The sequence below is a fragment of the Amycolatopsis sp. NPDC059657 genome (assembly GCF_042734395.1).
In the GTDB taxonomy this organism is placed as follows: domain Bacteria; phylum Actinomycetota; class Actinomycetes; order Mycobacteriales; family Pseudonocardiaceae; genus Amycolatopsis.
The window spans coordinates 39,416-52,782 of the sequence record NZ_JBHWEB010000011.1; the positions used below are offsets into that span (position 1 = coordinate 39,416).

Genomic DNA, 13,367 nt, shown 5'->3' on the forward strand with positions numbered 1-13,367 from the left:
ACCAACGGACCAGGAGCCTCGTCCTCGTGCGCAGCGACCTGCGCCACCATCTACCAGGTCTCGGAAGTGCGCCAAGCAAGTACGTCGGGCCGCTGGCCCCCGTTCATTCGAAACGCGTGAATCGCGGAACGAACGAGGTCGAGAGGGACGGCCGCGTCAGCAGGAAACTCGGATCCGCTGTCGAGATCCTGGTACAGCTCCGCGCCGTCGGCCGTCGAGAGCGCGCCGAGCGTGACCCAGGGGCCTTCGTCCTCGAGTTCGTCACCGGGTCCGTAGTAGGCAAGAGCACCAACCGCTCGTGCGGAGTCCAGAGCGATCTTCAATCCATGATCGGGCAGCTTCGCGGGACCGAACCGCGGCCGTTCCCGCACGAACACCGTCGGTGTCTGGAGCAGCGGATCCGCCGCGGCGAGCCGGTCGATCGCGGCATCGACCTCGGCGGCCGTCGTAGCGATGATCGGGCCCTTGTCGTTGCCCGCCTGCAGCGAGAACTCCAGGCTGTACTGCTCAGTCACCCTGCTGCCCCTTGTACGTCTTCGTGCCTTCAGGATCATGCACAACCAGGGTTTGGCCCGGCTTCAACACGAAGGGTAATAGCCGGTCACATCCGAACAAGTCGGTGTCCACCGGCTTGTTCACCACCAGCTCGACCCGGGATGACTCCGACCGCCGCATTCCGAACGCGACTTTGAGCTCGACGTGCTTCGCGACCTCCGGCCGCCGCATGTGCGGCGGCACCAAACCCGTTCGGACCAGGAAATCAGCGAGTTCGGCATGGAGCCCGTCGTCCTCGGCTCCGCTGGCGACCACGTGCTCGCCGCCGTCAACGTCTCGCCACACGCCCCGAGTCGGAGAACCTCGCTGCCACTGGGGCAGTGCTGTCTTCCTGCGCGAACTCCACGCGGGTGATTTCGACTCCTCGGATTCGGTCACGGCACCGGGTGCATTCACGCGCTGACCGGCCTGCCCGTTGGCAGCGGAGATCCAAGACGCGCCATGGCTGCGAGCCTTTATGAACAGGTCCGCCGCTCGATTGAGCTCGGCGCTTGCAAGGCGCAGCAGCTCCATGGCGTGCGCGACACCGCGATCGTCAGATCCGCCGAGGGCCTGCTGAAGCACAGCCACGATCTCATCCGTTAGTTCGCCGGCCTGTTGCCGCGTTTGCTCGACCGGAAGGTCGTCAAGCGCGCCGGTCACACGACCAATGGACACGGCCAGCGGAGACGACACGCTACAGCCGCCCGGCGTATGCGCCGAGGAGACTTACCGCCTCCAGGATTTTGGCCGCCGCCGCCTCGATGAGCGCGGCGCCCTCATCTACGGCAGCCACGGCAGCGGATGTCTCGGTGTGGGTACTGGTTGCCCAAGTATCTGTGAGGGTCGCTTCGGCCGTTCGTGCACGCTCCGCTGTGGCTGCGAGCTGCATCGCCTCCAACCGACCGCACGATGTTGCCACCGTCGCACCGATCTCGCCGCTGTTCACCCTCACCTTCCCCCGAACAAGCCAATGATCTTGCCAGCTCGGATCGGTGGGCGGCAGAGAGCAACTTATTCGCATGTTCCTGGTCAGCGCGGTGGACGCAGCCGCCGAACCGCGCTGACCAGCAGGACGTGCGGAGATCAGCAGTGGATGCCGCCGTTCCACCAAGCACCGACGATTCGCCAGCGGATGCCCGGCTGCAGGTCGTTGATACCGGGGTGCACGCACACCTCGTGGATGCCGCCCCAGATGTCCTCGGCGTCCACGGTCACCCACATACCGGTTCCCGCATCGCAATGCCGGTACATCCCGATCGGGTAGAAGCCGCACACCGCAGCGGTCGACTCGGGTGCCGGCCGTCCGGCGGCCTCCGCGTTGCCGTTCACGACCGTGCTTCCTGCAAAGGCCAGCACCGCGGCCATGAACCCCACACCGACTCGGCGGCAGGCAGTTCTCGCTTTCATCGCTCCTCCAGGACAATCAGCTCCCGGCTCTGGATTGGCCGGGACTCGCCCTGGTCTAGCGAGCGGACCTCGACTGAGTGCAACGTAAGCGCGCCACTGAGCTTGGCCTCAGTGAACGGATTCTCACTCGAGTAGGTGACAGCCTCAGCCGGAAGCCTTGCGCGGCCGCCCACCGCCTACACCGGGGCCAGGCCTCGCCTTCTCCCATTCCCGTATCTCACGCTCTCGCGCAGGCGCCCAGCCAGGAGTGCGTCCCGTGATGACGTCGGGCTCCGGAAACGGATGACTTCCGGCATATCGGCTGCGCCATGTAGCGACCGTCCGGTGCGTCACATCGAACCAACCGGCGATCTCCACCATGTCCAGGTAGCGGTAGGTCTTGCCCTCACCACTCGGTTGGCCGTCCTCGACGTTGCGCACAGTGCCGCTCACCCGGCCGAAGCTAGCAGCATTCCTGCAGATCGCAGCGCTCTTGGAAGCGCGTCGGCAACGCAATCCAAAAACCTTGTTGACTAAGTATGCACAGTTTGCGCTACCGTAAACCGTGCACACTAAGTACACGAGGTTTTCCCGCGCAATCGTCAACGAGGAGATCTCATGACACGCGAACCAAACCCGTCCAGCGAGCCGACCCCCTGGGCACCACCCAGCCCGCGCGAGTTGCCAGCCCTTCGCGAACATCTCTCGAACTACTTGCGCAGCGTGCCAGCCCATCTGTTGACCGCCGAGCTTCTGCGTCGTGGCCGCGGCACACTCCGCCCAGCTGCCGCCGACCCCGATGACGGCGCAGCCTTACTGCTTGAGGACGAGCGCCAGAGGCTCAGCCGAGCACGGCTGTACTACGTGACCTCCGACATCACGAAGCTCGTACGGCACGCAGCGCGCAACCTGAAGGACACCTGGGACATCCAGCCCGAAGATCTACCCGCGCTGACTGGCTTCATGCTCTTCGCCGAACCCATTGCCGAGTATCTCCGCGAGGACGACGGCACGCCAGTCCGCATCGTGGCGGTCTCTTGGGGCCAGACCAAGCTCATGAGTGATCAGCACGGTGGCCTTTGGCTGACGTTCTGGAGCGTCACTAACTTCGCCGGGATCATCAGCCTCGCTCGCGCTTTGGGCGTTCCCGCAAGCGAGGCGGAGCGACAGGCGAGAATCCAGCACGCCGAGCTGACCTGGGACAACGAGATCTACCTACCGTGGGGCCTCACCCAGGCGGCCGTGCCCGAACCCCGCGATTTCGACGTACGCATCGTCGACCCAACCACCCTGGCAGCCGCGAAAACGACAATCGACTGGCTGCGCGTCGTCCACGCCGGTTGGATTTTCTGCCAACCCAACACCTTCACCGACGTCGCTGAACAACCGCTCCGCCGCACGATGCGCCGTCGAGCTGAACAGGCCGGACTCGCACCTTCTACGGTTCGGGTCGTATCGGTCAGCCAGAAGACTCGCCCGCGTGCCGCCAAGCCTGCCGAGCCGAGCGGCCGGAGCGTCGGCGTCCGGTTCCCCGTCGCGCCGTTCCTTCGGCGCCAGCCATACGGCCCCGAACGCAGCCTGCGCCGATGGACGCTCGTGGCCGGACACTGGCGCGGCCCCGCCGACGCACCAGTTCACATCGGCAACAAGGTCAACCTCGTCGACACCCCCAGTACGAAGCGCTCCGACTAAGCACTCCAGCCGAACTCATCAGGTCAAATCATCATCCACCGGCCTCGGGTTTCGCTCCTGCGGAACGTAGGCGACACCGTCGAGTGTGCTGTCCTCGAACCTGATGTCTCCAGTGAAGGTCGTGCCAGCGAAGGTCGTGAAACTGCTGAAGCTGACTTGGCTGAACCAGGCATCGCCAGCGAAGGTGGCCGCGACGAAACGAGCGTCCCGGCCGAAATTCACCCCTGGCAGCCAGGCGTCATCAGAGAAACTCGCGCTGGTGAAGTTGGCGTCACGGGCGAACGCGGCACCGCTGAAGACCGCCTTTCCACTGAAAGTCGTCTTGTCGAACCGTGCGTCACGGCTGAACCGCGCGTCTCGGAATGAGGTGTTGCCGACAAAGGTCGTTTCGTCGAACCGCGCGTCGCGACAGAAGGTGACCCTGTCAAAACGGACGCTGTCGTTGAACGAGGCTTCGGCGAACCACGCATCGCGTTCGAAAGTCGCTCCATCGAAACGGGTGCTCCCGTTGAACGTAATTCCCAGCAGCAATGTCTCACCAGTGAAGGTCGCGTTGATGAAGCGCGCACCGTTGAGTTCGCAGTCGTGCAGCATGAGGTCGATCAGCAGCGCACCACTGAGGTCCAAGTCGATATCCGCCCAGAACCGCGTTCCGTCGCTGTGATTGGGCGCCAGGTGGTCGGTAAGGATGCGCTGGGCGGTGATCCGGACCTCGCGCTCTTGGAGTTCGCTCCGGTATTCGTCGCGCACGTCCTTGTCAGCGTCTTGGGCAACGGGCTGCCTCGGCAGCTCGTAGGGCATGCGGAGGTACGCGCTGATGACGTTGACGATCGTCTGGCGCCGCGGTGGATTGTCTTGCGCCAGGCGGTCGAGCGCGTACAGACCGGCAAGCCTGACCGGCGCCTTGTCCGAGCCGAGCTGTTCGACCGCCTTGTGGTACAGGTCGGTGATCCGACGCTGCTCGGCATCATGGCGCGCGTCGTCGTTCGCCCTCTCCCGCAGCACGAGGTCGTGGCGCTTGGTCGCGAGGTCATGCTCGGCGGTCTGCTGGCGACGCGCTGCCAGCAGCAGGGCGATCGCCCCGCCCGCCCCGAGCACGATGGTCCCCACCGTGCGGATACTTTCCAGCCGCGCCTTCTCAGCGTCGCTGCCGTGCCCGTACAAGCCCAGCAACAGCCAGCTGGCACCCACAGCGAAGGCCACCAGGCCCGCCGCGCACATCAAGATTGCGCGATTCGACAGCGCTCGCTGTTCCGATTCTCCCCCTGCCATCCTTCCAGGATTGCACTTTTCCGGCCTGACAAAGAGAATCCGGTGGCTGTTAGCAGGTAAGACCTGCCCAACCGAAATCTTCAGCTACTGGGAAGCCGCCAAGCCGGTGAACACCTCGTGCATTAGCGTGAATCGCACACCACCTGAATCACAGGTCGAAACCGTCATAGCCCAGGCTGGTCGCCACGTCTTCAACGAAGTCCTCGCCAGACACCCGCGGATCATGTTCCTGCACCTCCCATACGGCATCGTCAACCGCGTCACCACCCTCCTCGATCGCTTCAACGACCATGTCGACAAGCTCACGGGCTTCGGAGTCATCGAGGTCGAAGCCCTCGGCGGCATTGGACGCCGCGTCGTTCAAGTCCTGGTCGGACCACGGTTCGTACATGAGGGGCTCCCACGCTCGCTGTTACCTGACGCCCAAGACATGGCGGCCGAGCGAGGCGTTTCATGCGCGCGGAGCAGCCCCTCAGCCATTGGCAACTTGACAACGATTAGAACACGTGTTCGACTCATGGCTGGCTGGTCGAGGTGGGGAAGACCTCGACCAGCCACCATCCGAAGGAGATGGCCACGCCGACCGCGCGCGAAGCCGAGGACCGCGAGATCCGCAAGCGAATCTCGCAGCTCGCCGAGGAGGGGCGAGTGATCTCCAGCGCGACGCCGGCTTGGGTCGTCGATGCCACCGGCGCCGAAGCCGTACTTCGCGACAGCTTTACCAAGCAGCCGCTGGTCACCGTGCACGGGAAGTGGGGCCCGAACATCGTTCGCTTCTTCGCCGCGATGACAAAGACTCTGGTTGCGCGCTAGCCGAACTCCTCTGGCGAATCGGCGGACATGGCGACTCATCCGATATCCGCGACGCCGCTACGCACCTTTTACGCTCCCTCCATTTGGAAGCACCGAAAAAGCGCTACCGCCCGCATGAGCTCAAGCCTGCTGGCCAAGGCGTTGCCCACCCGTTCGCGACCGAAGACATGGACGGCCAGCCCACTAGTCATTGGTGTTGATGCTGGCACGTTGGGGCGCTTGGTTGGGGCGCAGTCGTAACACGGCTCGCGGATCCGGGGGTGCGAGGCGCCATTTCGGCGCGGGCGCACCACCAGGTTCAAGACCGTAGGTCCTGAACAGTTCGCGTTGCTCGGCGCTGAGGTTCACCGCCACCTCGTCCCAGCCCTCGGCAAGCTCTCGTGCATCGCAGAAGCCCCGTTCAACCAAAGTCCGGAACACCGTAACCGCCTTCACCCCTTGCCGGTCGGCTTGATGTCGCCGCTGCAGCTGCCGAAGCGACTCGGCGTCACCCGCCCGCGCACCAAGGTTGAGCAGCTCCAGGCCCATCTTGCGTGCCGTTGCCGCGACCTCGGCGGCGGCCGCTTCCTGCGCTTGCAGCGCAAGCCGTGCTTGCGGTGTTTGCCGTCCTTGCAACGTCTTGGGCTCGTCGGTGTCCGAGGCTTGCTCGAGAGACGGTGTGCTCCAGGCAAGGACTGCGGCGGCTGCGGCGAATTCCGACATCTCGCCCAGCGCGAGGGCTTGGTGCAGCAGGGTGTCCACCTCACCGAAGGACTCGGGGTTGCCGAGGCGGGCCAGGCACAGCGCGCGCAGCGGTATCGCACGGGCCTCCCCCCACTGTTCGGCCTCGCGCAGTAGCGGCAAAGCCTCGGCGTGGCGACCGACTTCGATGAGCATTTCCCCCGCGCGCAAGAGCACAGCGGCACGCTCCTTCGGCACCGGAAAGTCCTTTACCCGAGCGCGGGCGCTCGGCAGGACATAGTCCTCACCCAAGCCACGCCTCGTCGCCTCGGCACGTTCTCTCGCCTCGGCACGTTCTTTTACCTCGGCCCGTACCCTTGCCACCGCACGCTGGCACCATCCGGCCCCGGCCGACTGGAGCATGCTCGCTTCGCTATCGTGCACGTCGTGCCATTGCGCCGCAGACCGCGGGCTGTGTTTGAGTGCGAGACCGGCCGCGTTGAGCTCTTCCCCGATCCGTAGGTAGACGTCAGCTACATCGAGGTCGGTGTGTGTCCGATACCAGCCTACCGCGTCCCGCCCGGCCCGCAGGTCCGTGACGTGTTGGGGAACCTCGACACGGCCGGCGTTGTGCATGATCCCGATGATCGGCGCGAGTCCGGCGTCGGCGCTGGCGTCGGCTTCGTCGAGGTACCAGTCGATCGCCTCTTCCTGATGCCCGGCCCCAGCGAGCTCGGCGACGAGCGTGGCCAGTGCTGGGGCAACTCCCGCTGACCTGGCTTGCTCGAACCAGTGCCTGGTCTCGCTCACCTGGCCGATCGCCGCGAACGTCCGCGCGGCCGCTGCGAGGGCCCGGTGGTGTCCCGCGGACACCGCGCCGCGGAACAGCGTGGACGCACGTGAGTAGAACCCGGCTGAGGCGAGCAGGACGGCGGTCTCGACCATCGATTCGTACTCGCCGGTCTCCGCAGCGCGTTCGGCGTAGAGCTGGACCAGGTCAAAGTGCCGCAATCCGGCGAACGTTGCCGCCGCAGTTCCGGCCGTACCAGGGGCGCCGGAGCGCCATGCGGTATCGAACCAGGCCACGCACTTTTCCATCTGCCGTGACCTCGCCAGCAGCACGGCTCCGGGGACGTAGGCGTTGACGTCTTGGCCGTCGATGCGCCGTTGCAGCCATTCCAGCGCGGCGTCTTCGCCGTGGGCATCGGCTATGTACTCGGCCGCGGCACTCAGCGCGGCATGATGCCCATTGTCAGCGAGTTCCGAGAGCAGCTCGAGCGCTGCGGCCAGGCGCCGTTCCTCGTTGAGCATGCCCGCGATGGCCATCATCGGCTCGCAGTTGCCGCGTGCGGCCGCCCAGCGACCGCACGCGATCGCCTGGTCACGACGCCCCGCGATGGCGTAGGCCTGCGCGGCAATGCCCAGCAGCTCCGTCCGGTCGGGCGCGCAGTACCTGTCGAGCCATTCCAATGCGGCCGTGGTGCGTTTCGCGGCAATCAGCATCTCGACCGCTTGACGGATCGCGCCACGATCTCCGGCCTCGGCCAGGACTGCGTAGTGCTCGGCAGCGGCCTCGACCTGACCTGCCGCCGCGAGCATGTCGGCGAGCTCGCCGACCGCGCCGTAGTCGCCGAGTTCGAACGCCCTGCCAAAGAGGCTCGCCGCGACGTGCAGCAGCCGGCGGTGGCATGCGGCGCGAGCCAACGTCATCAGTTCGTCGAGCGCCGCGTGATCACGCACCGCGGCCCAGAGCTCGTCGGTGGTAGGTTCGGCGCGTCGTTCCCGGCATCCGATCTCGGCCACATACTCGTCGAGACGATATTCGCCCGCTCCAGAACCGAATGTGCCAGTGCGCGGAATCAGTGGACTGGTTCCGGCCACACCGGAACGTGTGAGCTCGTTCAACGCAGTATCGAACCACAACTCGGATCCGATCGCTGTGCGCTCTGCTCCCAGGTGGGCTCGGGCAGCGTCGTGCAGCAACATCGCCGGCATCCAGTCACCATGGCCGAGGTTTTTCAACGCTATCGCCGCACGCAGCACAGCCTGTCCGGCCGCCGAAGCATGGCGATACCGACCTTCCAGGTCAGGTGCAGCGGTAAGACGCTGAATTACACGTCCTTTGCGACAGTGGCGCGCGGCGGACCGCATCCGGCTATCCGGCCAGACTTGAACGGTGGCGATCTCGTCGTCGTTCATCTCTGCAGGCATCCAGATATCGGCCGAGCCGAGCAAGCTGCGTATTTGAGCCCGCCGACGTGAGTCCGTGACGTCCTCCCCCTCCATCAGGGACCGCCAGTGCTGGCGAGGCATCATGCCCAAGATCAGCACAGGGGTCCGGTGCTGATCACGCAGCAGCTGACGAAGCCGCTCAGCGACCCGTTCCCCCAGACTCGGTTCTTCGGTATCGAGATACCATTCAAGGTGATCAAGAAACAAAACGGTTCTCGATTCGATGCGCTCTAAGAACTCCAGCAACCTCTCCGGCGTTTCAGGGCTTAGCTCTGGCCACACCCACCATCCGTTCAACAGCATTTCTTCGCGTTCAAGCGTGGTCTGGTGTATGGCCTCCCAGCAAGCGCGAGTGGCACCGCTCGGCGCGTCATAGACAAGCACGGCAAGAGTGCTCGTGCCCGCAGCAGCAATCGACACCCTGCCTCGCAGCTTGCCATCGAAGTCGCGCATAAAGTACGGCACGAGCTGAGCTACATCCATCAGCGGCGCTGGCGACAATCGGTGGACACCGAGCCCAAACGCGTCCCCTTCGCCCACCATCCGCCCGGGGACCGACGACGTCGCGGTCGAGGCCGTGTGGACGACCTCGCCCTCGACAACATCGTGGCCGCCATCCGACGAACTCGAACTCGCTCCCCTCACGACCGACCCTCCACCGCTACCACACCAGTGGAACGGCTAGCTGGGAGCACACGAACCTCGCGGTCCGAACAGTCATGTCCTTCGCGAGCACTGAGCGACAACGTGGAGAACCGCGGTGAAGCGGGGCGCAACTGGACCTCACAAAGCTATCTGTCTAACCAGGACAACACCGAGGCCGGATCACGGCCCCGAGATCCATCTTGGACAGCAACGACGCTTGCGTAAGCCGCCGACCAGGCGCGCGCGACCAGCGGCACACAGAATTCGTTGAGCGGTGGCTACTGACATCGTCATCTGCCTAGTCCATCAGGCGGCGTGCTCCGGACGTTCGAACTGCGGTGAACACCGGTAACCTCCACCGCAAACAAACATCCACCTGCGGCCCGACATCGCCGGGTTCTGCGACGACACGGCACTCGGCGGAAGACTGATCACACAATTCACGACGCAGAGTCAGCACTGTCCGACCCGTCTCCGCCGTCGTTTCGCCGCGCCGAGACGACAGTTCAACGAGGCTACCCAAGTGAGTGACAACCCGCCGCCGCGCAATCTGGTAATTGAAAGCCAGGCGATGCACTCCCGTGCATGCATCGTTCCTTCACCATTGCCATGTGACCGCCTCCGCCACGGGATACAATTAGCGCAACGCCAATTGCAAGCGCGCTCTACCATCCAGCCGAGTATGGCCACGTGCGGTGCGATCCTGCGGCGGAGTCGGATCAGCAAGGGATCCCGAGGGGCTTGCCCAGGTCAGTCCACTCGTGGGTTCCGGCGGCGTTGACGATCACAAGCCGGTCCACGAGTCTCTCCCCGCTGGGGCCGCACAGATTCTGGCAGGCTTGCAGCCTCGGCTCACTTTTGAGGAATGTCTCCACGGATACCCATACGCCATTCCCGGCCCGACGGAATTCTCCAGCTTGATCATCAGGACACGTTCGAAACCTGGCGGGGCACTTCCCGGGGGCTCCACGCCGTTGAACTATCCTGCCCCGTTTGCACACGTTGGCGACTAGGCCGTCAGCGCTTGCCGTCTTTGGTGCTGGTGTAGATCGCGTCAGCGTTGCTACACCCAGAATTCGAGATCACCGCGCACCGCGCAGGTACAGCTGCCCACCGGACCAGGCGGCGTCCGCCGATCCGACCTCGGGCTCCCGCGAGTTCCCCGCGGCCAACAACCGGCTCAAGTAAGCGCGATAGCGGTGGCGATCGTGGCGGCCAGCATGGGCGGAGCCATCGGCAGGCGGCCATCGGCCAGACACAGGCGTCGGGTGACTAAGCCGATGGCGCCGGCAACCGCTGCCAGCAGGTACGCCAGCACAACTCCAGAGATGATCGCGTTCCAGCTGAGCCAGCCGAGCGTCATGCCCAAGGACACTGCCAGTTTGATGTCGCCTGGCCCGGGGTGGCCAGTGACAAGGAACGACGCAGCGAGAAGCCCGCTCCAGATCGCACCACCAGCCATCGCGCGCGTCCATTCCGGCAGTGCCCCCTCGATGACCGCCACTGCGCCTAGCGCAACAGCAGTTCCTGCGGCCAACGACAGGCTGAGGCGGTTGGGAATCCGGTGCTCGAGTGCGTCGACGGTCGCCGCAGGGACGCCAAGCACGACGAGTAAAGCTCCAGCAGTTATTGATGTTGGTGGCCAGGTGGCCACACAAGCCCCGGCGGCAGCCACAACGGCCACGAACGCGCCGATATGCCGGCGAGACGGCACAGTTGTGGCGGTGTAGCAAACGATTTGGAGCAGCATTGGCGACATCACGATCGCGATACCAGCACCCACGGCCGCGCGGACGAAGCTCATGGGCGCGCGCTTTGGCGACGAAGCGCATCTTGGACGATCCCCGGGGATACGCGCAATGCGTCAGCTAAGCCAGTGACAACCTGCTGGGGTTGCTGGCGCGGCGCCCGCTCCCAGCCGCTGTAGGTACTGGTCGGGACACCCACGCGCTGGGCGAGTCCGGCGATGGTGAGCCCAGCTCGAACTCGAAGTGCGCGCAGTGAAAGTCCGTCGTCAGCCATCAGATACTCGACGGCGACGCCGAGAACGGCCGCGAGGGTGGCCAGTCCGCGCGGCGACGGGGACTGGCGGCCGTTCTCCCAGTCCCAGATGCGACTGCGGCCGACACCCACAAGCCGCGCCAGACCGGCTTGTGACAGACCTGCGGCTCGGCGAGCTTGCTCAAGACGTCGCGGATTCAGGTGCGGCATGCGTAGTTTCCATCAGCTGTCGGGCGAAACTCCAGGTTAGGACGTATACCGCGCGGTAGCGGGACACGTCAGTGTGGATCTTCACCGGATCGGATGGTCAGGAGTTGGTCCGCGAGCTTCTCGAATTCGTCGCGGTACTCGAGGGTGGTCAGCCAGCGCTCGGGGATGGCGGCGGCGCCGTCGCGGACACCGAGTAAGCCGCCTGCGATAGCGCCCGTGGTGTCTGCGTCATCGCCGCGGTTGACTAGGTCAACGAGAACTTCCTCGAGCGACTGCGGCTGCAGGATCGCCCAGACCGCGTCGGCCAGGGAGTCAGCGACGTAGCCGCCGGTCGAGAGCTGCTCCACCGGGAGGTTCGGGTCGATCTGCAGTGCCTGCCGGACCGCGTCGTTGTCGAGTTCCAGACCGTCGAGCGCAGCAGCGACCGCATCGGCGGGCTCACGGCCGTCGAGCAACAGTGCCGCAACCTCGACGTAGGCGACACACGCCTGCACGCAGCGAGCATCGGCGTGGGTGATCGCGGAGATTTCCGCGGCTTCACGTCGACGCACGGCGGGCGTGTTTCGAGCCAGGGCAGTCGGCAGCGCCCGCATCAACGAGCCGTTCCCCGCGGCACTGCCCTGACCGATCTGCCGAAGAGCGACCTGTCCGCTCTTCATGGGATCACCCGTGGCGGCGAGCTCGGACAGAGCGAAGGCAGTGGTGCCGCCGATGTCGCGTGGTCGGCCGCGATACCAGCTCAGGAAGTGGTCTCCGACATCGCGGAGGGTGTACCCGTCGGCGTAAGCGCGGGCAACCGCGGCGGTCATATCGGAGTCATCGGTGCCCTGCCCGGGACGCCATCGGAATGCGCCGCCTCCGATGATGTCCGTATGCCGTCCGTAGGTCGCGGCGATCTTCTCTGGTGCGCAGAACTCAACCGTCGCGCCGAGAGCGTCGCCTGCCGCGAGACCGAGCAGGCCACCGCGGGCACGGTCCTCCGTCGTAATCGGAGACATATCCACCACCCCTTGTACTCATTTTTTCTGAGTACATGCTACGCCTCATGAGGCGCGTTCACGCCGAGCAACAAGGTGAAAGCGCACTTCCGCGCCGTACCAGGCTCCAGGTTCACCCGATCGTGCTGGGCGGTAGTGCCAGGTGGGGTGGTTGGAGCTAGCGAGCGCCGAACGGCAGCGGCACGCGGTGGCGCTCCACCAGCCAGGGCGCAGGATACGCAGGCGGAGGCTCGCCGCGTCCAGGCCCGGCAGGCGCTGGTGAATCGCGTTGGTACCGCGGTCGACGATCTCGTTGAGGGTGGCACCGTGGACCAGGAGCTGGCCATGCGCTTCCAGGTGGTTGGCCACCCATTCCACGATTTCGAGCTGCGGCTCGGCGCCCGAACGACGCTGCATTACCCGGTTCATGGTCAAGACATGCGGTCGGGAACCGCCGTTTGATGCAAGGAACCAGCGGCCGGCAGTTCAGTCGTGGCGGAGTCCTTCGAGATCGCGGCGTTCGTCGGCGGGCAACGTGGCCATCCAGGTGTCGAAGTCCTGCAGGATGGCCAGCTGGTCACCCTGAGCGGGCTGGATGCTCGCGTGCTGTCCGGTGACCAGCTCGAGGTCGAGACCCGCATCGGTGAGCTCGGCGCTGGAGATCTGCAGGGCACGGCGACGAGCGACCACGGGATCGAACACTGGCAGCTGGCTGTCCGGGTCGCGTCCGCCGGGCAAAACGGGCCGGATCCAGATGAGTCCTTCATGCTCGAGTCGAGCGTGCCGGGCAAGGGCGGCGCGGAACACCTCGGTGCCACCGTCGGTGACGACGAGTTCGGCGCCGGGCAACTGACCGTCGACTTCAGGTTGCTTGCGACCGGTGAGCAGGTCGAGAAGAGCGGCTATGAGGTGCGACGACGTGAGCATGATCGTGTACCCTTT

Annotated in this window: 14 protein-coding genes; 2 read left to right on the forward strand and 12 right to left on the reverse strand. The window is 65.2% G+C overall.

Going from position 1 to position 13,367, the window contains the following annotated elements; all coding sequences use genetic code 11:
• Nucleotides 1-50: 50 nt before the first annotated feature.
• The 4 genes from ACFV15_RS08510 to ACFV15_RS08525 all read right to left on the reverse strand — a co-directional run bounded on the left by ACFV15_RS08510 (nt 51) and on the right by ACFV15_RS08525 (nt 2,376).
• Complete coding sequence (locus tag ACFV15_RS08510; RefSeq protein ID WP_378349552.1) at nt 51-515, reverse strand: Imm1 family immunity protein; 465 nt, start codon at nt 513-515, stop codon at nt 51-53.
• Complete coding sequence (locus ACFV15_RS08515; protein WP_378349553.1) at nt 508-1,197, reverse strand: DddA-like double-stranded DNA deaminase toxin; 690 nt, start codon at nt 1,195-1,197, stop codon at nt 508-510. Before ACFV15_RS08515 ends, ACFV15_RS08510 begins: the two co-directional genes overlap by 8 nt.
• A 423-nt stretch (nt 1,198-1,620) precedes the next feature.
• Nucleotides 1,621-1,944, reverse strand: a complete 324-nt coding sequence (locus ACFV15_RS08520; RefSeq protein ID WP_378349554.1) for a DUF6355 family natural product biosynthesis protein — start codon at nt 1,942-1,944, stop codon at nt 1,621-1,623.
• A gap of 144 nt (nt 1,945-2,088) precedes the next feature.
• Nucleotides 2,089-2,376: a hypothetical protein gene (locus ACFV15_RS08525; protein ID WP_378349555.1), complete on the reverse strand. Its 288-nt coding sequence runs from the start codon at nt 2,374-2,376 to the stop codon at nt 2,089-2,091.
• Nucleotides 2,377-2,541: 165 nt separating this feature from the next.
• Here ACFV15_RS08525 and ACFV15_RS08530 point away from each other — a divergent pair, with 165 nt between their 5' ends.
• The gene (locus ACFV15_RS08530) at nt 2,542-3,615 is read left to right on the forward strand and encodes a hypothetical protein (protein WP_378349556.1); all 1,074 of its coding nucleotides are present in this window, start codon (nt 2,542-2,544) and stop codon (nt 3,613-3,615) included.
• A gap of 18 nt (nt 3,616-3,633) precedes the next feature.
• On the opposite strand, the gene ACFV15_RS08535 is transcribed toward ACFV15_RS08530, so the two are convergent.
• The gene (locus ACFV15_RS08535; protein WP_378349557.1) at nt 3,634-4,887 is read right to left on the reverse strand and encodes a pentapeptide repeat-containing protein; all 1,254 of its coding nucleotides are present in this window, start codon (nt 4,885-4,887) and stop codon (nt 3,634-3,636) included.
• A 148-nt stretch (nt 4,888-5,035) separates the two neighbouring features.
• Nucleotides 5,036-5,278: a hypothetical protein gene (locus tag ACFV15_RS08540; protein WP_378349558.1), complete on the reverse strand. Its 243-nt coding sequence runs from the start codon at nt 5,276-5,278 to the stop codon at nt 5,036-5,038.
• Between the two features lie 179 nt (nt 5,279-5,457).
• Here ACFV15_RS08540 and ACFV15_RS08545 point away from each other — a divergent pair, with 179 nt between their 5' ends.
• Nucleotides 5,458-5,700: a hypothetical protein gene (locus ACFV15_RS08545; protein ID WP_378349559.1), complete on the forward strand. Its 243-nt coding sequence runs from the start codon at nt 5,458-5,460 to the stop codon at nt 5,698-5,700.
• A gap of 183 nt (nt 5,701-5,883) precedes the next feature.
• On the opposite strand, the gene ACFV15_RS08550 is transcribed toward ACFV15_RS08545, so the two are convergent.
• The 6 genes from ACFV15_RS08550 to ACFV15_RS08575 all read right to left on the reverse strand — a co-directional run bounded on the left by ACFV15_RS08550 (nt 5,884) and on the right by ACFV15_RS08575 (nt 13,352).
• Nucleotides 5,884-9,237, reverse strand: a complete 3,354-nt coding sequence (locus tag ACFV15_RS08550; protein WP_378349560.1) for a hypothetical protein — start codon at nt 9,235-9,237, stop codon at nt 5,884-5,886.
• A 1,180-nt stretch (nt 9,238-10,417) separates the two neighbouring features.
• Nucleotides 10,418-11,041 carry a prepilin peptidase gene (locus ACFV15_RS08555; RefSeq protein ID WP_378349561.1) on the reverse strand — a complete coding sequence of 208 codons (624 nt, stop codon included), beginning with the start codon at nt 11,039-11,041 and terminating at the stop codon, nt 10,418-10,420.
• A complete protein-coding gene (locus ACFV15_RS08560; protein ID WP_378349562.1) occupies nt 11,038-11,448 on the reverse strand; it encodes a helix-turn-helix domain-containing protein in 411 nt (136 codons plus the stop codon). Before ACFV15_RS08560 ends, ACFV15_RS08555 begins: the two co-directional genes overlap by 4 nt.
• 68 nt (nt 11,449-11,516) lie before the next feature.
• Nucleotides 11,517-12,446 carry an ADP-ribosylglycohydrolase family protein gene (locus ACFV15_RS08565; protein ID WP_378349624.1) on the reverse strand — a complete coding sequence of 310 codons (930 nt, stop codon included), beginning with the start codon at nt 12,444-12,446 and terminating at the stop codon, nt 11,517-11,519.
• 45 nt (nt 12,447-12,491) lie between these two features.
• The gene (locus ACFV15_RS08570; RefSeq protein ID WP_378349563.1) at nt 12,492-12,854 is read right to left on the reverse strand and encodes a hypothetical protein; all 363 of its coding nucleotides are present in this window, start codon (nt 12,852-12,854) and stop codon (nt 12,492-12,494) included.
• Between the two features lie 57 nt (nt 12,855-12,911).
• Nucleotides 12,912-13,352 carry a hypothetical protein gene (locus ACFV15_RS08575; RefSeq protein ID WP_378349564.1) on the reverse strand — a complete coding sequence of 147 codons (441 nt, stop codon included), beginning with the start codon at nt 13,350-13,352 and terminating at the stop codon, nt 12,912-12,914.
• Nucleotides 13,353-13,367: the final 15 nt, after the last annotated feature.